The organism is Caballeronia udeis (genome assembly GCF_001544555.2).
In the GTDB taxonomy this organism is placed as follows: Bacteria; Pseudomonadota; Gammaproteobacteria; order Burkholderiales; family Burkholderiaceae; genus Caballeronia; species Caballeronia udeis.
This window is the reverse complement of the sequence record NZ_FCOK02000032.1, coordinates 25,447-43,768: the sequence shown is the minus strand read 5'-3', so window position 1 is coordinate 43,768 and position 18,322 is coordinate 25,447. Positions and strand designations below refer to the sequence as shown.

Here is an 18,322-nt window from a genome sequence, read left to right as displayed (position 1 = left end):
CAGGCGGGATCGCAAGCTGGATCGCGGTCGCCACGTCCGGACGCGACAACCACGATAATATCGGTCACACGCAACTTTGCCGGATAACCGCGAATGACTGACATCAAGCTGAATGCAACCTCGTCGCCCCGTCTGACCAGCTTGTCCCACGGCGGTGGCTGCGGCTGCAAGATCGCGCCGGGCGTCCTTGCCGACCTGTTGAAACGCAGCGTGCCGTTGCCGTTTTTCCCCGACTTGCTGGTCGGCAACGACACCGCCGACGATGCGGCGGTTTATCGTTTGAATGACGAGCAGGCGATTGTCGCCACCACCGACTTCTTCATGCCGATCGTCGACGACCCGTTCGACTTCGGCCGTATTGCCGCGACCAACGCGCTATCCGATGTCTACGCCATGGGCGGCAAACCGATCCTCGCGCTCGCGCTCGTCGGCATGCCGATCAACGTGCTGCCGCACGAGGTGATCGCGGCCGTGCTGAAGGGCGGCGAGTCGATTTGCGCCGAGGCGGGCATTCCTGTCGCGGGCGGTCATTCGATCGATTCCGTCGAGCCTATCTACGGCCTTGCGGCAATCGGCATCGTGCATCCGAAGCGCGTGAAGCGTAACGCCTCGGCTCGTCCGGGCGACGTGCTGATCCTCGGCAAACCGCTCGGCGTGGGCGTGTTGTCGGCTGCGCTGAAAAAGGATCAACTCGATGCCGCCGGCTACGCCGCAATGATCGCGGCCACGACCAAGCTGAACCGCCCGGGCGTGGACCTCGCCGCGCTGGACCTCGTGCACGCGCTCACCGACGTGACCGGCTTCGGCCTGCTGGGCCACACGCTGGAACTGAGCCGCGGCGCCGGTCTCACGGCACGCCTGCGGTACGCCGACTTGCCATGGCTGCCCGGCGTGGAGGCGTTCGCGAAAGCGGGCGTGGTCACGGGGGCATCGGGCCGCAACTGGACGGCATACGGCCACGACGTCACGCTGGCGTCGTCATTGCACGATGTGGCACGAAGCCTGCTGACCGACCCGCAGACGTCGGGTGGCTTGCTGGTATCGTGCGCGCCCGAAGCCGTTGACGAAGTCCTCGCCATCTTCCGCGCAGATGGTTTCGACCAGGCGGCCGTGATCGGAGAAATGATCGATGGAGCGGGCCGCGTGGAAGTTGTTTAGTGCAGTGGTGGTTGGTTTCCTGAGAGGTTTAACGAGAGCGCCTGACCCCTTTCCGCCAGGAGCACGATGAAAGAAGAATCGCCGAAAGCCATTTTCTACGCGCTCGCAGCCAATTTCGGCATCGCCGTCTGCAAGTTCGGGGCGGCCGCGTTCACCGGCTCCGGCTCCATGTTTGCCGAAGCCATCCACTCGAGCGCCGACTGCGGCAATCAACTCCTGCTGCTGTTCGGCCTCAAGCGCTCACAGGCCCCCGCCGACGTGTTGCACCCGCTCGGCTCAGGCCGCGAGATCTACTTCTATTCCATGCTTGTCGCGCTGCTGCTGTTCTTCGTCGGCGGCGCGTTTTCGGTGTATGAGGGCGTGCACCGGATCGCCCGGCATGAAGTGGTCAGCAACCCGATTGTCGCGCTCGTCGTGCTGGGGATATCGGTCGTGCTCGAGGCGTTTTCCCTGGCCGGCGCATTGCGCGAGATCCGCAAGACGTCGGGGAACAAGTCCCTCTGGCGATGGTTCCGCGAGACGCGCGAGTCCGAACTGATCGTGGTCGCGGGTGAAGATGTCGCTGCGCTGGCAGGTCTTGCCATTGCGTTCTGCGCCGTGCTGATGACCATGATCACCGGCAATCCCGTCTACGACGCAGCAGGGTCGATCGGCGTCGGCGTGCTGCTCATGGTGATTGCGTACCTGGTCGCCCATGAGGTGAAATCCATGATCGTCGGGGAATCGGCGAGTCCGGAGGTACGCCGGGCTATCGATGCGCACTTGCGCGCGCGCCCGGAAATTGTCCGCGTGATCAACCTGATTACGCTGCAGTGGGGCAAGCAGATCGTGGTGGCCGTGCAAGCGGAGATGGTGCACTACGACAGCGGCCGCGCGATGGTCGATGCAATCAACGTGATCGAAGCGGACCTGCAACGCGCATTTCCCGAAGCGCGCTGGGTCTTCTTCGAGCCGGATATTCCCCGGGTGGCCGAGGCGAGTGTTTGAGCGGTGATGACAGCCGCAACGTTCCATTAAACTGAAACCGGTGCACGCGGAGAATCCGGCATCACGGTAAATGGGCCGGCGGCCGGCCGTAATGCGGACGTGGTGTATCGGGCGTAGCAGGAAGCTGGGTGTCGCCGCTGGCGGGAAGTTGTGTGGTGCCTTCGTCTGGCGGCTCGACGCTCTCGACCTGCTTTGTCACACCCGCAACCGATGGCGGCGTAGGCTTTGCGGCCCGCTCGAGAGTTCCGCGTTCGGTAGCGGATACCCGCCCGGGCGCAAGAAGTGCTGCCAGCAGTCCGGCCGCCGAGAACAGCACGGCGGCGCGGGACACGGCAGCGCCGATTTTGCCAAGAGTGCCGATGATTCGTATGGTTCGCGTAAGGTGGACGCTCATGCCGTTGTCCGGTAGCTTTGATCTGATGTTTGTCGCACGAACCATTCCAGCTTTACCCGCTTGCCCAGCTTGTCCCGCTTGTCCCAGCTTGAGAGTGAACACCGCAGGTTCAATCGCGCTGCAGGTCCGGCGCATCCGTGGCGGTTTCCCTAACCGAGTTCCTCATCTTCGCCCATGCGCAAAATTGTTCTCGTCATCTTTCTTTTTGTCCTGAGCGTCCTGAGCAGCACGTTCGCATCTGCCGCGAATGCCGCCGCCAGCGCAGCCTCACCTGCCGCTGATTCATCCACCGTCGCGCTGACCCCCGAACAGGCACGTGCCGCGCTGGCCGTCCTCAACGATCCTGTGCGCCGTGGCCAGATGGAGGACACGCTGCGGGCGGTCGCCGCCGCGGGTGTGCTCGCCACGCCCGCGCAGGCTGCCTCAGGCAGCTCGGCGCCTGCTGCGAGCGCGTCGGCTGCAAGCGGTGCATCGGGCGCGGCCAGCGTGCTGGCGAAGTCCCTCACGAGCAACGGCCTCGCATCGCAGATTTCACATGAAGCGGGTTATTGGCTCGTGGGGATCAGCAGCGGCTTGCGCCGTTCCGTCGTGGCGCTGCTCGACTACGGCTCGGTCTTCCAATGGTGGCGCCAGCGCATGCTGACCGCCAGCGGCCGCGCGCTGATCGGGCAGGTGATCTGGTCGATCTCGATCTCGTTGTTACCCGCACTGTTGCTGGAATACCTGAGCTCCCGATGGCTGCGCCGGTTGCGTGCGAGGATCGCGGCTCGCGGGGTCGTGGATGCCGATGCAACCCAGCCCGAACTCGCGCAGAAGGAGCGGGCGGCAGTGCACGCCGAAGCCGTGGCCGAGCGCTCGGGCAACGAGGCGGCTATCCAGGTCGCTGAACGCAAGACCGATACCGCCCGTGGTGTGCGTCATGCCGCGCGTCACTGGACCCTGTTGCAGCGGCTGCCAAGCGCCATCCTTCGTGGTTTGCTCACGGTGGTGCCGCTGATCGTGTTCGTGGCCGTGGCCGCGGTGCTGATGTCCATGTTCATCGACGACAGCACGCCGCAGGGCCGTACTGTCGGTGCGCTGATCGACGTGTACCTGCTGTGCCGCGGCATTGTGATCGCGAGCGGTTTGTTCCTCGCGCCTAACGCCCCGGGCCTGCGCCTGATCCAGATAGACGACGATGCCGCCCGCTTCGCGCACGACTGGCTGGTGCGCATAGTGTGTGTGGCGGGAGCGGGTTCGGCCCTCGCGGAAGCCGCGGTGCCGCTCGGCATGACCGACGCCGCCCATGACTCGATCCTGAAGGCGGTCGCGCTGGTCGTGCATGTCCTGCTCGCTATCGTGATCCTCAAATGCCGCGTGCCGGTCGCAGCGTGGATTCGCGAGAGCGTCCAGGGGCGCCGTTCATTCGTACTGCTGGCTAATTGGGTTGCTGACGTCTGGGCCGGGCTTGCGGTGTTTTTTGTGCTGGCGCTGTGGTTCGTCTGGGCGCTCGATGTCCGCAACGGGTATAGGACGCTGTTTCATCTGTTCGGCATCTCGGTCCTCGTGCTGGTCGCGGCGCGCGTGGTCGCGATTGTCGCGTTCGGTGCGCTTGGCCGAATCTTTCATAAGGAGGGCAGCGGGGAAGACATGTCGGACAAGTCGATCGCGCATCGGCACGCCTACCGCTATTACCCGCTGATGCGGCGTGCGGTGCAGGCGGTGATCGTCGTCATTACGCTGCTGACGCTGCTGCAGGTCTGGGGGCTTCACGTCCCGTCGCTATTCTCGTCGGGCGGAGTAGGCCATCGGCTTGCGTCCGCGCTCATCACCATCGCGGTCGCCGCCGCGTTTGCCGTGATCGTGTGGGAAGGCGCGAACGTGATGGTCGAGCAACGGCTGGAAACGTGGACCGCGAGCGGCGACCGCGTGCGCGCCGCGCGCCTTCGAACCTTGCTGCCAATGATGCGCACCGCGCTTTTTATCGTGATCGCGATGGTCGTCGTGTTGACGGGATTAAGCGAGATCGGGGTGAACACCGCGCCGCTGCTCGCGAGCGCAAGCATCTTCGGCGTGGCGCTGGGTTTCGGGTCGCAAAAGCTCGTGCAGGATTTGATCACCGGCATCTTCCTGTTGATGGAGAACGCCATGCAAGTGGGTGACTCGGTCACGCTCGCGGGGGTGTCGGGAACGGTCGAATATCTGTCGATCCGCACGGTGCGTTTGCGGGGCAGTGACGGGTCGCTCTTTACCGTGCCGTTCAGTTCGGTATCGACGGTGAACAACACGAATCGCGGCATTGGCAATGCCGCGGTGCGCGTGAGCATCGCGCTCGGAGAGGACGTGAACCTGGCTGCGGATACGCTCAAGGAGATCGGGGCGTCGCTGCGTGAAGACGATGCGTTCAAGGACGGTATCCTCTCCGACTTCAGCCTGTGGGGCGTGGACGCGGTAGATGGCTCGAGCGTCACGCTCGCCGGTCAGATCCAGTGCCGTGATACCGCGCGCTGGGGTGTGCAGCGCGAGTTCAATCGACGTATTGTGGACCGGTTCACGGAGCGCGGCATCGAGATAGCGAATCCGCAGCGCAATTTCGTGATCGTGAAGGGCGGCGATGCGGGTGAGTTGGCTGCAGTCGTGGAGCGGGATCAGCAGAGCGACTCTTCAGGCGACGCGCATACCAATGCCAACGCTGCTAATGCCGATGCCGGTCAACGCGGCGAGCGCACCATCACCGGCGAGCCTTCGAACTTGCCCCCTGAGCGTTCGAACCCCAGCCGGCCGTAAAACGCTTCGAGTGCCGCGCTATCCGGCGCGGCCTGATCAACAGAAGGCGCGGCAGCGTCTTGTCCTTTTTGCGTGAGCGGCCGTGGCACGAGCGAAAGCATGACACCGTGCCGGTCCGCCAGCGCAACCAGTCGCTCCAGGGCCGCACGTGCATGCCCCCGATGATGTTCCCCCTCGGACCACAAGGCCTCGAGCGCAACGGCGGAGTCGCCGGTAGCCTCGAGGCACATCTGGACGTGCTGGCGGTCCTCGATACGGCTGGCGTGAAACGCATCGATCATTCGTGAAGCGGCGGTGTCGGACATGGGTGCCTTGCAGAGCAAGTGGACTTCACTTAACAGCAGGAAGCGAGATAGCAAGAGTAGTGCTCGATGGCCGTTACCGGAACATTTTATGTGGCTTACAACGGCATCCTTCGCCCTTCTATAATGCGCTCAGCGCGCGAGTGTCCGGCGGGTGGGTTCGACTGGACGGGTGTGCGTCCAGGCTATGCACCTCGCCGTGCGTTGCACCTCGCGTTTTCCTTCCACTTACGGTGCCGCCCAGATGAAATCGATCATCCGTTCCTCGCTTGACCTGCTTCGTCGCTCCTCATTCAGCCCCTCATTCATTCCCTCGGGCATCACTGCATTGAGCACGACAGCCGCAACGGCAGCGTTCTTGTTCAGTGCTTGTACGCCAACGTTTGCGCAGGCTGCCGATAGCGTTCGCAGCGCCAAGGGCGATAACAAAGGTCAGCCGGTCAAGGTCATGATCATTTCCATGTTCGGTCCCGAGGGCAAGGTCTGGCTCGACAAGCTCGGCCCCTGGAAGGCCATTCGCGTGGACGGACTCTCGCCGGATTATCCCGTGGTGAACTGCAACCGGCAGGAGGTCTGCGTGATGACCACCGGCATGGGTCATGCGAACGCGGCCGCTTCGCTGATGGCGCTCACGTTCTCCGATAAATTCGATCTGCGCCGCACCTATTTCGTGATCGCGGGGATTGCGGGTATCGACCCGATGCAAGGCACGGTCGGCTCTGCCGCGTGGGCCAGATATCTCGTTGATTTCGGCATCCAGTGGGAGCTCGATGCCCGCGAAAAACCGGATAGCTGGCCGGGCGGTTATCTCGGCATCAATACGAAAGGGCCAAACGATAAACCGCCGCTCGATTACAAGACCGAGGTGTTCCGGCTGAATCCGGATCTGGCCGATGCAGCTTATGCGTTGTCGAAGAACGTAACGCTTTCCGACAGCCCCGAAGCGCAGGCGGCGCGCGCCAAGTTCAGCTATGCGCCGGCGAACCAGCCGCCGAAGGTGATCCAGTGCGACACGCTGGCGAGCGATACGTGGTGGTCGGGGAAATATATCGGCGAGCGTGCGCGTGAATGGACCAGGCTCGTGACTGACGGGAAGGGCGTGTATTGCACGACGCAGCAGGAAGACAACGCGACATACGAAGCGTTGTCGCGTGCGGCGAGTGCGCATCGCGTGGATTTGACCCGGGTGGCCGCAGTGCGCGCGGGCTCGGATTTCGACCGGCCACACGACGGACAATCAGCCTCCGATAATCTTCTCGATTACGCCGCTCAGGGCGGCTTCGTGCCGGCTATCGACAATTTGTACCGGGCAGGTAACCCGCTGGTGCAGGAGATTGCAACGCACTGGAGCGAATGGCGCGCGGGCGTACCGCAACGGTAACGGCATGAATCCCGGTCGCCGTTCTTTCGCATCGGTGCTTACCGGGGGCGGCGGCATTAAAGAGTAATTCTCTATTGATTAGTAAATTTCAATAGTCTTTATGGCGCTGTTACAACTGGGTGCAACATATGCCGACCGGCTGTTATTTGCCTGTCCTGGCGGTCAAAATAACGACCTCGAAAGTGAAAGCGGACTGACAGTTTTTATCCAAGGGTTTTCCTTCGCGACAATCCTGAAAGCTGACTGAGCGGCTGTTACAACTTCGCGATTCATCGCAATCCGATTAATTCATCGGGCGCGTCAACCGACTATTGCCCCTATCCGTTTTTTCCCTAAGGAATCAATCGTCAAGCAAACCTTCTGTCGATTGACCCATGTCAACCCGCTTCAAAATCGCCGCCAAAAATCGGTCACACTTTCTTGTTACAACTTCGGGAAAAAGTTACCGTTTCTCTCTGTTGTTTTATGGAAATTTATTATTGAGATGTTCTTGATTTCCCGCTGCGTGGTACTTACAATCCGTTTCACAGTGTTGTTACAAGATGTAACTCACTGAAACAAAGTTTAAACGTAGCCGGACAGGACAAACGTTTGGCTAGGCAAAAAGATAGCTGGCAAAAAATGCCGGTAGGGTGCTCGGGGTTTATATCGAACGCAGGAAAATCATGAACGGTCGCGAAACGCTGGACTCGATTCGAGAAATCAACTTGTCGTACATCATGCTCGCGCAGCGCATGCTGCGAGAGGATCGTGCTATCGGGATGTTTCGACTGGGTTTGTCTAAGGAACTCGCCGACCTTCTGTCCGGGCTGACGCTCGCGCAGGTTGTCAAACTGGCGGCTTCGGACCAGTTGCTGTGTTTTTTCCGCTTCAACGATCACACCATGCTGGCTGCACTCACGTCGCCCGCGAAGCATGCGGATATCGCGCCGACGCACGCAGCCATCTTGCTGGCCGGCCAGCCAGCGGAACAGTTCCTCTAAGCACGAGAGCGCGCCATGCTTAAGAAGAGCCTCACCGAAGATGCACAGGAAGTTTTCCGCGCGATCGCATTGATCGAACTCGGGGCGCGGATGCAGGTGCTCGAAAGTGAACTGACACTGTCGCGTGACCGGATGATCCGGTTGTATCGCGAGGTGAAGGGTGTATCGCCGCCGAAGGGCATGCTGCCTTTCTCGGCTGACTGGTACATGACGTGGCTCGCGAACATCCATGCTTCGCTCTTCTACAACACGTATGTGTTCCTGAAGAAAGAAGCGGGTTGCTCGCACCTCGATGCCCTGACGAAGGGGTATCGGCTGTATCTCGAACATTGCAGGAATAGCGATGTCGAGGCGGTACTGGATTTGACACGGGCCTGGACCCTTGTGCGCTTTTTCGATGCAGGCATGCTGCAGCTCACGAAATGCTGCCGCTGCACTGGAAAGTTCATTGCGCACAAACATGATTTGCAAGAAAACGTGGTGTGCGGGGCCTGCCAGCCGCCGTCACGCGCGGGGAAGACCAAGAAAGCGGCGGCCGCCCGTCAGGCGAGCCTTGAGACCGCGCTGGTGGAGTTGAGTGTGGTATCGACTAACGAAGTGCCGGAACCGACGGCGCTCGAAAACGCGGCGATGTTACAGGCGCGCAAAGAAAGCCTGATTGCACAGGCTGCTTAGGCGGTAGCGGACCGGTGGCCCCGAGGACCATCATTCGATGGGGTGGCCGCAGGACCCGCTGCTGTTTTTTAAGGTTTAAAGGGGTTGTGGATTTTTTTTGGGGCTACCGAGGTTGGTAGCCCTTTTGCTTTTTGGTTTTTGCTTTCTGGCGCTTGCTTCTGACCCTACGCCGACAATAGCGACCCTGTCCTGAACGCAGTCGCACTCGCGACCCTGGCCACTTCCATCCCCGCGGTGGCGAACCGCGCAATCTGCCGCGCATACAGCACACCGGTGGTCGTGCAATTCAAAGGCGTAACCGTATCCGTCAGCGGGTCGACCACGTCGGCAATGGCGTCGCCGGCCTTGACCAGCGCCCCGACTTTCGCGCGAAACACCAGCACGCCGCTCACAGGCGCAACAATAGGCTCGGCGCCGGCAAGCGGCGTCGCCGGATAGGAAAGTGCCGGCATGGCGGGCGCGGTGGCATCGATCACGCCACGATGGATCAGGTAGTTGATGATGCCCTGCGCGTCGGTATCGGCGAATTCATACGATACGTCGTGCTGGCTGCGCAACTCCACCGTCACCGAAATACCGCCGTTCGGCACCGGGAAACGATCGCCAAACTTGGCCCTCAGGTCCGACCAGCAGAAGCTGTGAATCTCGTCGAACGGGTTGCCCACCGAATTCAGCGCCAGCAGCGAAGCCTTCGAATCCAGGTATCGCGCAAGGGGTTCCACTTCGTCCCAGATCTCCGGGTTGGTGTAGAGGTGCAGCGCCGCGTCGAGGTCGCAATGCAGGTCGAGCACGACATCGGCGTCGTAGGAGAGTTTTTGCAGTGCGAGGCGTTGCGATTCGAGCTCGGTTTGCGGTTTTTGCTCGTCCAGCGCCTCGCGCATGGCCTGGCGCACAGCAAGCTTGTTCGCATCAATATTGCCGGACAGCCGGCCTTCCATGCGCGGTGCGACCAGCGCAGCGAGGTCGTGGAAATTGCGGTTGAAGTTGTGGCCGCTGTTCAGCTCGAAACGCCCGAGCAGCGTGCCATGCATGTTCTGGTTCAGCCCGATCGGGTTGCATACCGGCACGATCACGACTTCACCGCGCAGCTTGCCCGCCGCTTCGAACTCGGCCAGATGCCGCCGCAGCCGCCACGCGACCAGCATGCCGGGAAGTTCGTCGGCATGCAGCGAGGACTGGATATAGATCTTTTCGCCGCCGCCCGGGCCGTAGTGAAAACTCAGGATAGTGCGGATGGTGCCGATCGACGGCGAAATCAGGGTGTGCGTTTTGGTTTGCATGATTTTCGGTGCACGGCGCTCGGAAACGCGTCGCGCGTGGGATAAGTGTCGGCGTGTTCAGGAGAGCGGGGCGGAGCGCCCGCAACGGCCGGCGGGTATTGCGGGCCGGTCGCATCGGCCAATACCTGGCAAGTTCCCTGGTCAGTTACTCGCGGTGCCGCCTGCCCCGGACCTTCGATCTTAGCTGAAAACGGTGGTATTACCCCACCGGGTGAAAAAAGACGCCCATAACAAAACGGGCTCCGCGTTTGTCGCGGAGCCCGTTTTCTCAGGCGATCAAGCCAGGTCCGGAACGTGTTCCGGGCTCAGGCCAGGGGACTGCTTAGCTGCCGTACACGTCGAAGTCGAAGTACTTCTTCTCAAGCTTCTTGTACGTGCCGTCCTTGATGATCGAGGCAATTGCCTTGTCGATCTGTGCCTTCAGGTCGGTGTCTTCCTTGCGCAGGCCAATACCCGCGCCGTTGCCGAGGATCGTCGGATCGACCAGATCCTTGCCCACGAACTCGTAACCCGCACCGCGTGGCGTCTTGAGGAAGCCAACGTCAGCCTGCACTGCATCTTGCAGCGCTGCGTCCAGGCGTCCAGCTTGCAAGTCGGCGTACACGCCGTCCTGGTTCTGGTACGGCGTAACCGTTACACCCTTCGGCGCCCAGTAGGTCTTGGCGTAGGTTTCCTGGATCGTGCCTTGTTCCACACCCACCGTCTTGCCCTTCAGGCCTTCAGGTGTCGGCAGGATGCCGCTGCCCTTCTTGGCGATCAGGCGCGTCGGCGTGTTGAACAGCTTGCTCGAGAACGCAATCTGTTCGGCCCGTTGCGGCGTCATGGACATCGACGACAGCACGCCGTCGAACTTCTTCGCCTTCAATGCCGGGATCATGCCGTCGAAATCGTTTTCCACCCATACGCACTTTGCATGCAGACGCGCGCAAATTTCATTGCCGAGATCGATATCGAAGCCGACCAGGTTGCCATCCGGACCTTTCGATTCGAACGGGGCGTAAGAGGCGTCGACGCCGAAACGGATGGTCGAGTAATCCTTCGCATTGGCGGTGACGGAGGTGATCGATGTGACGGCGAGCAGGGAAATCGTCAAAGCCGCGAGCAGTTTTTTCACTGTTTTTACTCCATAGGTGGTCAGTACGTCCCGGATAGGTCGGTACCCGGGTTTGTCCGGCGTGAGGCCCCTCGGCGCCGGACAGCTTGCATTCCGCGGATTGTGTCCGCAATAGAACCGCAGCAGGTTACCAAGCCAAAAAAATAAGGGAGTTGGTGAAAGTCCCGATAGCTAATCTTGCAACCCTTGTGCGGCCGGGCATTTCGGCTCGTGCGGGCGATTGAATCATTTTTTGTGCGACACGATTGTAAGTCTGACTGGTAAGCCGGATGGTGAGGCTTGTCATGAAGTGCGGCAGCTGGAGTGCCGCGGGGGATGTTCCGGCCATCGCAACGGCCCCGCTCGCCGCCGTTGAGATCGGGGCGGCGAGCGGAGCAGGTACCGCCGGGCTATTGCGCGATGTCGATACGGCCGTAAATACCGGTCGTCGGGCTCGGGCCTGCGGCGAAGAACAGCGTATTGAGCGGCTGGTTGTCAACGTTGTTGCCAAACGCGATGCCCCAGATGCCCTTTTGCAGGATCGCGGTGCCGTCGACCTGGGTCAGTGCGCCGATGAACGCACCGGTAGCCGGGTTGAATGCATCGATGGTGCCGTCACCGAAATTCCCGATCAGCAGGTCGTTGCTTGCACCGCCGAAATTCGCCGGCGCCATGGCGATGCCCCACGGCGAATTCAGGGTACCGTTCGTGGCGATTCGCTTGACGAAGTGACCGTCGGTGTCGAAGGTGTCAATCACGCCATTTCCTGGACCATTCACCTGCGTGCGTCCGTCCTGCCCCACCTTGGCATAGGTGACGAAGACCGTGCTACCCGTCACGCTGATGCCGAAAGGCGCAAAACCCGCGGGCAGCGTGGGGTCCTGGAACAGGCCGTCGAGCTGCACCTTGTTGAAGGATTTGTCGAAGACATCGACCTTGCCGTTATGGAAGTCGGTCGCATACAAGAGGTTTGCAGTCCCGTTCTTGCCAATGGCGAGGCCTTTGTACACCGCACCGCCGGCACCGTCGTCGTAGGCCTTCACGGCCGTGGTTGGCAGCACCTTGGGCGACCAGCCGGCAATCGTCCCGGCTTCCGTTGCCCAGATAAACAGCGCGTTGCTGGTGTTGCCGTTTGCCGTGACCTGGAAGTCGGTGCTGGTGTTGAACACGATGCCCGTCGGGCCGCCGGTCTGGCCGCCCGCCGCTGGCGGGATCGTCACCACCAGCGACTGCACGACACCGTTGCCGTCGTATAGCGTCGACTTGCTCGTGGTGTTATCGGAGACCCACACTACGCCAGCCGGATTGAACGCGATGCCCCACCCGTTTTGCAGGTTGGCGTCGGTGTGGGGCGCCGCGCTGGTGCCGTCGGAGACCAGCACGGTGGATTTGAACGGACCAACAATCGGCGCGTTGTTCGAGTTGGAATCACTGCCGCCGCATGCCGCCAGCGTTGCAACGGCCATGCCCAGTAGCACTGACACAGTAAGCTTCTGCTGAAGTTTCATTGATGTTCTCCTCTTGCGGTCCGAGTGGTGTTCGCCGATGTCGACTCTCCCTGGGTGACGCCCGGCCAACAGACGAGAGGAATCGCTGGATGCAGCGTTCGATCGTCCCAGTCTGAACGTGCGCACCAAAACATTTATTCCATGCTGAGCAGGATTGATTTTCGTTTTCCATTCCTAACTAAAACTCAGGGCCGACTGGAAACGTTCACCGGGCCGCAAACTGGCGCGAACAAGAGAACAGCTGGCGCCTCGCAGATATTCCAATCAAACGAACTATTTTTTTGCGGTTCGTATCGCGAAGATTTGGCAGTCGAATGGAATAAAGCCGACATTGAAAACGTTTAGGTCGATGGACGTCTGGTACGCGTTCGCCGATTGTCTCCCGCCTCGAAAATTGCTCTCAAGTTTTTCCGCCCACGTCCGTAAACCGGTCGACAAGCTCGTTTTCAGACAGCGTGTTGCACGTTTTTTGCGGCTATAACCCATCGGCAATTTTTCATAACCCTGTTGCCGAAGATCAAACGAGAACAACCCTATGACTATCGTTCGACGGCTGGTGATGACGCTCGGGATGGCGTTGCTGGCGCTGGCTTTTGTGGGAGGCTATGGGCTCTCGCAGCTTCACGGGTCCTATCAGCGCATAGAGGGCCTCGAGACACACACTATCCCTGGCCTCAAGTCGATCTCAATGACGCTCGACGATGTCGCCGACATGCGGTTGAACGTGTACCGCTATGTGGTGGATGGAATCGACGACGCGAGCCGGAGCGCGATCGAAAAAGAAATCGGCGATGCGGATAAACACTTCGATAGCCACGTCGCCGACTATCAGTCGCTCGGCATGTCCGACCCGGCCGATCAAACCATGCTGGATGCCGACCGGGCGCATATTGCAGCCTATCGCGCCGCTCGCACTGTCTTCTTCGGGAAGATCCAGGCAGGTGACAAGGACGGCGCGCTCGCCATGCTGCACGACGGCGGGGCGGTGCATACGGCGGCGGTCGCGCTGAACAGTGGCTTGCATGGACACCTCAACTACAACATCGAACGCGGCCAGGCGGTGCGCAATGAAAACGCCTCGGCTTACAAGACGGCATTTGGCCTGATGCTGGTTATCGTCGCGGGTGCGTTGCTGTTGACGGGGGTGTTCGGGAGCCAGCTTTACCGGTTGATCAGCCGCGGCCTTGGCCGCCTGCAGGACACGCTGCAGAGAATCAGCGCATCGCTGGATTTGTCCCAGCAGACGCAGGTGGAACGCATGGACGAAATCGGTCACACCGCCGTTGCGTTGAACAGCCTGCTCAAGCGCATGGCGGGCGTCGTGGCGGAAGTCAGGGTGTCAAGCGATGCGGTGGGCGTTGCATCGAGGCAGATCGCCGCAGGGAACATCGACCTGTCCGCGCGCACCGAGCAGCAGGCCGCCTCTTTGCAGGAAACGGCGGCGAGTCTCGGCGAGTTGACGGCCACGGTTCAGGGCAACGCGGACAACGCGAAACAAGCGAGCGCGCTGGCGGTGAGCACGACCCATATCTCCGACGAAGGCAATCTGGCCGTCGAACGGATGGTCGGCACGATGAACGAGATCGCGTCGAGTTCCGCGAGGATCGCGGAGATCACCACGCTGATAGAAGGCATCGCGTTCCAGACCAATATTCTCGCGTTGAATGCGGCCGTCGAGGCTGCGCGAGCCGGAGAGCAGGGGCGTGGTTTCGCGGTGGTGGCGTCGGAAGTGCGCAGCCTCGCGCAGCGCTCGTCGGTGGCGGCCAAGGAGATCAAGGATCTGATCGAGCGCTCAGTGACGACCATTCAATCGGGCTCACGTCAGGCCGAAGAGGTCGGGCGCACGACGGCGGAGGTGCAGCGCGCGATCAAACGGGTAGCGGAAATTGTCAGCGAGATCGCCGCGGCGTCCGATGAGCAGGGCCACGGGATCGAGCAAGTCAATCAGGCGATTGGCCAGATCGATGAAGTCACGCAGCAGAATGCGGCGCTGGTTGAAGAGGCGGCTGCGGCGGCTCAATCGCTTGATGAACAGGCGATCCGGTTGAGCGGGACGGTGTCGGTGTTCACGGTCGAGGCGGGCGTGTCGGGGCTGTCTTATCGGTCCGCCGACGCGCGGGTTTTCGCCTGACTGCGACGCCCATGCCGTTCAACATCCGTTCGTCGAAGCTCATGAGCATGCTCTCCTGTCATCAATCGATCGGAGCTCATGCTATCGCGAAATGGGTGCGGCAGTGGTGCGGCTGCTGGAGAAGAGTGGCATGGCGCAACCCGTGCGCAGCGTAGCCAACATTCCGGGGATAGCGATTCTTTCAGGTCATTGACGATTCGATGATCGCTATCCCGCGTACAGCGGAGACCTTTGAATTCCGCCGTGGGTCACGCAAGTGACACTGCATTTCTCTATCGTGGATAAAGCTCAGTCCTCCTGTGGATTGAGCCCCGTTGCAAACACTGGAGATTTCCATGAGCGACCAACACGAAGTTCATCACCATCACGAAGAAGCGGCCAAGCATCTCGATGCTGCCGCGAAACATCATCGCGAAGCGGCAAAACATGCCGAGGCCGGCGATCATACGCAGGCAAGCCATCATGCCCATGTAGCCCATGGCCATGGACTGCACGCCAGCGAACATGCTGAGCATGCAGCGAAGAAGACCGTGCACCTGCACGGCGGGCACTAACCGGTTCAGCGGTGAACGGCCGGGACACTTCATGGAAGTGTCCCGGCTGATGGACTCGGTGGATGATCTCGTCTTGTTGATTGTCTCGCAGACAATCACGCCTCCGTATTGTCCCGAAAGCATCCACCCGTTTACCAGCGCCGCCGAACGGTTACTTGATCGACTGGATCTGCGCCTGGCTCAGCTCCCACGTATGCGGCGGCAACGGAATGAAATGTACTGAGTTCAGGTAGGCTTCATTGGTCTCGGACGGTACGATCGACCAGGACAAAAAGCTGCGGACCGCTGCAGCGGTTGCGGCATCCGGCTGCTTGGTCGAGACCACTGCGTACTCGTAGTTGACCAGCGGGTATGACCCGCTTGCCGGCGCAAATACAAGGCTCAGACGCTCGTCAGGCGGCGTCCGGGGACCGAGCGAAGCCGCGCCAGCGGTGATCGTCTCTTTGGTCGGCATGACAAATTCGCCGGCCCCGTTCTTGAGCGCCACTGTGCCCAGCTTCGCGGCCGCTATGCCGTCGCTGAAGCTCACCCCGACGTAGCCGATCGAATAGGGGGTTGACTGGATAGCCTGCACCATGCCGGCGTTGCCCGTCGCTGTCATGCTACCCGGCACGGCGGGCCATTCGATCGTGGTGCCGTATCCCTTGTCGTTCTCCCATGAAGGCTCGGAGAACGAGAGGTACTGAGTGAAGACGAAGGTGTCGCCGGAGCCCTCGGCACGATGGATCGGAACGATCGCCTGATGCGGCAACGAAACGCCTGGGTTGAGCGCTGCGATGGGCGCTGCATCCCACTCGCGGATGGCCCCCGTGTAGATCCCGGCCAGCACCGGCCCGTCCAGTTTCAGGTGAGCCGCGTTGAGACCGGGCACGTTGTAGTTGACCGTCTGCGCGGCGATCGCGAGAGGAATGTTGAGGACCTGCGGGTGTTGCATGACATCGGAGTCCGACATGTAGGCATCCGACGCACCGATCAGCACCTTGCCTGCGATCGCCTGCTGGATCCCCGACTCCGAGCCGGTTGCGCCAACGCTGATCTGTACATCGGGATGAGCCTTGGTGTAAGCCGCGACCCAGGTATTGAACAGCGGATAGAGCAAGGTCGAGCCGGTTTCGCTTAGCTTGACGCCTTCCGCGTGGACCGGTGTGGCCGCGAGCGCGGCCAGCGTCGCCATGCATAGCGGCACAGCAGTGAGCCATCGCCGCTTTACGGGAATCGCCGGGTCTTTAAGATATCCAATCATGCGCGTCTCTCTGTCGGGCTGCGGGGAAGCCATATGTTCTGTCTGATGGCCATGACGGCCCTGGAAGTCGTTATCGCCCGATCTCATCGAGGCTTACTCCGTTCGTCTCGATACGGAACAACCATGTGATCACCGCGCCGAGAATCGACGTCGCCACCAGAATGTAGAGAAGCGGCGCCGTGCCGATACCCGTAAGAAGAATCGGGAACAGGAAGGCCGTGGCCACCGCGCCGATCTTGCCGACCGCCGCAGCGAAGCCTGCGCCCGTGCCACGAATCGCGGTGGGGAATACTTCTCCCGCGAGCAGGTAGGTCTGCGCGTTGGGTCCCAGGTTGGTCATGAAGTTGAACAGCATGAAGCCGGCGAAAATGACGGCTGTCTTCGTGGTCCCTTCGAAGCCGGTCGAGAACGATGCGAGCAACAGGCCGGCCGCGCAGCCGATAAAGCCGATCACTTGCAGCCAGATCCGGCCGACCTTGTCCGCGAGCATGACGGCGAACACAATGCCGACGATCAGCAGTGTGGTGATCAGCGCGGCGCCCTTGGCTGCAAGGATGTCGTTGAGGATCAGGTCGCTGACGCTACGAACATGATCCGGCTTGCTGCCGAACGCGGCGGCAAGGATCGTGGGCGTGAAGATACCGATGCCGTACGTTCCAAGATCCTGCAGAAACCACGGTACGGAGGCCAGGATTGTCGCGCGCAGGTTGCGCTTCGCGAAGAGCGCGAAAAAACTCTGCTTGTCGCCGTGGCCGCCTGCCTCGAACTCGCCACCGCGTGCCAGGGAGATGTTGGTCGGGTATTGCGGAACGCGGACCAGCAGCCGTTTTGCGGCTAGCTCCGCGCGGTCAACCGCGCCGCGGACGTGGAGCCAGTTCGGGCTCTCCGTGATGTAGAAGCGTCCGATCGTGACCAGCAGCGCGGGGATGATCGCGGTGCCGTACATCCAGCGCCATGCATCGAGGGTTGGTTCGATCGACAGGACAAGAAAGCCCACCGCCGTGCCGCCGAGCGCACCCAGTGCCTGGAACCCAAATGCAGCCAGAACCAGCTTGCCGCGGCTGGTGCTGGGAATACTTTCGGAGATGATCATGTGCGCGGTCGGATAGTCGCAGCCAAGCGCCACACCCAGGCCGAAGAGGCAGACAACGAGCGATATGAAGTTGGTGCAAAAAATGAGCAGCACCAGGAACGCGCAGAAGATGATCATCTCGACAATGAACATGCGTTTGCGCCCGAAGTAATCGGACATGCCACCGAGACCGACCGCTCCGACCAGGATGCCCATCAGGCTGGCCGCGCTGATGAAACCATTCTGCGCAGCGCTGATTCCGAACTCGTGCGAGATCAGGGGCAATGCCACCCCCGTCATGAATACGACGAATCCCTCGAAGAACTTGCCTGCTGCCGCGAGTGCCCAGATGCGCCACTGCATCGAGGTCATGGGGGCTGACGGAAGATGCGTTCCATCTGGCCACATTGGCCGTTCGTCGATGTAATCCTGAACCGACTTTATGGTGGAACGCTGCACTTTGTCCGGATCTGCCACATCATGCATTCCAAGCTCCTTGTAAGATAATTATCGCGTCGCCCATGTGGCGCAGGAGGCTTGTCGGCATGACGCACACTCCGCTCTGCGTCATGCATCACACCCGCCCGAACCGGAGACGAATCTGACCGATGCCCGGCCTGCTGTTTTGCAACAGGCGAGCCCGTCGGCAGATTCATTCGCATTTTTGATCCAGCCATGGTGACGTCGCGTGGTGTCCGCTAAATGACAAAACTGCGACGGCTCAACGAGTTGGTCGTCAATCGACCGCGCTAAAAACCCAAGCAGCTACTCAGCGCGTTGGGGTGAGCAATCGTC

15 protein-coding genes are annotated in these 18,322 nt (G+C 61.0%); 8 read left to right on the top strand and 7 right to left on the bottom strand.

Features of this window, described 5'->3' with window-relative positions; genetic code table 11:
* Positions 1 to 93: 93 nt before the first annotated feature.
* Together selD and AWB69_RS22105 are read left to right on the top strand one after the other, a co-directional pair.
* Positions 94 to 1,158 (top strand): selenide, water dikinase SelD, encoded by a 1,065-nt coding sequence (gene selD, locus AWB69_RS22110; protein WP_062088740.1) that lies wholly within the window; start codon positions 94 to 96, stop codon positions 1,156 to 1,158.
* 66 nt (positions 1,159 to 1,224) lie between these two features.
* Positions 1,225 to 2,145: a cation diffusion facilitator family transporter gene (locus AWB69_RS22105; RefSeq protein WP_062088738.1), complete on the top strand. Its 921-nt coding sequence runs from the start codon at positions 1,225 to 1,227 to the stop codon at positions 2,143 to 2,145.
* Between the two features lie 61 nt (positions 2,146 to 2,206).
* On the opposite strand, the gene AWB69_RS22100 is transcribed toward AWB69_RS22105, so the two are convergent.
* Positions 2,207 to 2,539 (bottom strand): hypothetical protein, encoded by a 333-nt coding sequence (locus tag AWB69_RS22100; RefSeq protein WP_156528930.1) that lies wholly within the window; start codon positions 2,537 to 2,539, stop codon positions 2,207 to 2,209.
* A 174-nt stretch (positions 2,540 to 2,713) separates the two neighbouring features.
* Between AWB69_RS22100 and AWB69_RS22095 the strand changes: the two genes are divergently transcribed.
* Positions 2,714 to 5,305, top strand: a complete 2,592-nt coding sequence (locus AWB69_RS22095; protein ID WP_063977875.1) for a mechanosensitive ion channel family protein — start codon at positions 2,714 to 2,716, stop codon at positions 5,303 to 5,305.
* Here the strand turns inward: AWB69_RS22095 and AWB69_RS45960 are convergent.
* On the bottom strand, positions 5,230 to 5,610 hold the full coding sequence (locus AWB69_RS45960) for a hypothetical protein (RefSeq protein WP_062088734.1): 381 nt from the start codon (positions 5,608 to 5,610) through the stop codon (positions 5,230 to 5,232). The genes AWB69_RS22095 and AWB69_RS45960 overlap by 76 nt on opposite strands.
* A 241-nt stretch (positions 5,611 to 5,851) precedes the next feature.
* Between AWB69_RS45960 and AWB69_RS22085 the strand changes: the two genes are divergently transcribed.
* The 3 genes from AWB69_RS22085 to flhC all read left to right on the top strand — a co-directional run bounded on the left by AWB69_RS22085 (position 5,852) and on the right by flhC (position 8,646).
* A complete protein-coding gene (locus AWB69_RS22085) occupies positions 5,852 to 6,988 on the top strand; it encodes a purine-nucleoside phosphorylase (RefSeq protein WP_082913524.1) in 1,137 nt (378 codons plus the stop codon).
* 665 nt (positions 6,989 to 7,653) lie between these two features.
* Positions 7,654 to 7,971, top strand: coding sequence for a flagellar transcriptional regulator FlhD (gene flhD / locus AWB69_RS22080; RefSeq protein WP_047845882.1), 318 nt, complete (start codon positions 7,654 to 7,656; stop codon positions 7,969 to 7,971).
* 15 nt (positions 7,972 to 7,986) lie between these two features.
* On the top strand, positions 7,987 to 8,646 hold the full coding sequence (gene flhC, locus AWB69_RS22075; protein ID WP_062088732.1) for a flagellar transcriptional regulator FlhC: 660 nt from the start codon (positions 7,987 to 7,989) through the stop codon (positions 8,644 to 8,646).
* A gap of 164 nt (positions 8,647 to 8,810) precedes the next feature.
* On the opposite strand, the gene AWB69_RS22070 is transcribed toward flhC, so the two are convergent.
* From AWB69_RS22070 to AWB69_RS22060, 3 genes are all read right to left on the bottom strand, one after another.
* On the bottom strand, positions 8,811 to 9,926 hold the full coding sequence (locus tag AWB69_RS22070) for a succinylglutamate desuccinylase/aspartoacylase family protein (RefSeq protein WP_062088730.1): 1,116 nt from the start codon (positions 9,924 to 9,926) through the stop codon (positions 8,811 to 8,813).
* A 322-nt stretch (positions 9,927 to 10,248) separates the two neighbouring features.
* Positions 10,249 to 11,040 (bottom strand): ABC transporter substrate-binding protein, encoded by a 792-nt coding sequence (locus AWB69_RS22065; protein WP_062088728.1) that lies wholly within the window; start codon positions 11,038 to 11,040, stop codon positions 10,249 to 10,251.
* 389 nt (positions 11,041 to 11,429) lie between these two features.
* Complete coding sequence (locus AWB69_RS22060) at positions 11,430 to 12,527, bottom strand: TIGR03118 family protein (RefSeq protein ID WP_062088726.1); 1,098 nt, start codon at positions 12,525 to 12,527, stop codon at positions 11,430 to 11,432.
* A gap of 535 nt (positions 12,528 to 13,062) precedes the next feature.
* Here AWB69_RS22060 and AWB69_RS22055 point away from each other — a divergent pair.
* Together AWB69_RS22055 and AWB69_RS22050 are read left to right on the top strand one after the other, a co-directional pair.
* On the top strand, positions 13,063 to 14,658 hold the full coding sequence (locus AWB69_RS22055; protein ID WP_062088724.1) for a methyl-accepting chemotaxis protein: 1,596 nt from the start codon (positions 13,063 to 13,065) through the stop codon (positions 14,656 to 14,658).
* Positions 14,659 to 14,993: 335 nt separating this feature from the next.
* On the top strand, positions 14,994 to 15,212 hold the full coding sequence (locus tag AWB69_RS22050) for a hypothetical protein (RefSeq protein ID WP_062088722.1): 219 nt from the start codon (positions 14,994 to 14,996) through the stop codon (positions 15,210 to 15,212).
* Between the two features lie 151 nt (positions 15,213 to 15,363).
* On the opposite strand, the gene pstS is transcribed toward AWB69_RS22050, so the two are convergent.
* Positions 15,364 to 16,455 (bottom strand): phosphate ABC transporter substrate-binding protein PstS, encoded by a 1,092-nt coding sequence (pstS, locus tag AWB69_RS22045; protein ID WP_082913523.1) that lies wholly within the window; start codon positions 16,453 to 16,455, stop codon positions 15,364 to 15,366.
* Between the two features lie 70 nt (positions 16,456 to 16,525).
* The gene (locus AWB69_RS22040) at positions 16,526 to 18,013 is read right to left on the bottom strand and encodes an MFS transporter (protein WP_062088720.1); all 1,488 of its coding nucleotides are present in this window, start codon (positions 18,011 to 18,013) and stop codon (positions 16,526 to 16,528) included.
* Positions 18,014 to 18,322: the final 309 nt, after the last annotated feature.

Excerpts from the sequence above, each read along its gene's own strand:
- AWB69_RS22040 (WP_062088720.1), bottom strand. The coding sequence starts at position 18,013 with ATGCATGATGTGGCAGATCCGGACAAAGTGCAGCGTTCCACCATAAAG.
- AWB69_RS22105 (WP_062088738.1), top strand. The coding sequence starts at position 1,225 with ATGAAAGAAGAATCGCCGAAAGCCATTTTCTACGCGCTCGCAGCCAAT.
- pstS (WP_082913523.1), bottom strand. The coding sequence starts at position 16,455 with ATGATTGGATATCTTAAAGACCCGGCGATTCCCGTAAAGCGGCGATGG.
- AWB69_RS22050 (WP_062088722.1), top strand. The coding sequence starts at position 14,994 with ATGAGCGACCAACACGAAGTTCATCACCATCACGAAGAAGCGGCCAAG.
- flhD (WP_047845882.1), top strand. The coding sequence starts at position 7,654 with ATGAACGGTCGCGAAACGCTGGACTCGATTCGAGAAATCAACTTGTCG.
- AWB69_RS22100 (WP_156528930.1), bottom strand. The coding sequence starts at position 2,539 with ATGAGCGTCCACCTTACGCGAACCATACGAATCATCGGCACTCTTGGC.
- AWB69_RS22085 (WP_082913524.1), top strand. The coding sequence starts at position 5,852 with ATGAAATCGATCATCCGTTCCTCGCTTGACCTGCTTCGTCGCTCCTCA.
- selD (WP_062088740.1), top strand. The coding sequence starts at position 94 with ATGACTGACATCAAGCTGAATGCAACCTCGTCGCCCCGTCTGACCAGC.
- AWB69_RS22070 (WP_062088730.1), bottom strand. The coding sequence starts at position 9,926 with ATGCAAACCAAAACGCACACCCTGATTTCGCCGTCGATCGGCACCATC.
- AWB69_RS45960 (WP_062088734.1), bottom strand. The coding sequence starts at position 5,610 with ATGTCCGACACCGCCGCTTCACGAATGATCGATGCGTTTCACGCCAGC.
- AWB69_RS22060 (WP_062088726.1), bottom strand. The coding sequence starts at position 12,527 with ATGAAACTTCAGCAGAAGCTTACTGTGTCAGTGCTACTGGGCATGGCC.
- AWB69_RS22095 (WP_063977875.1), top strand. The coding sequence starts at position 2,714 with ATGCGCAAAATTGTTCTCGTCATCTTTCTTTTTGTCCTGAGCGTCCTG.
- AWB69_RS22055 (WP_062088724.1), top strand. The coding sequence starts at position 13,063 with ATGACTATCGTTCGACGGCTGGTGATGACGCTCGGGATGGCGTTGCTG.
- flhC (WP_062088732.1), top strand. The coding sequence starts at position 7,987 with ATGCTTAAGAAGAGCCTCACCGAAGATGCACAGGAAGTTTTCCGCGCG.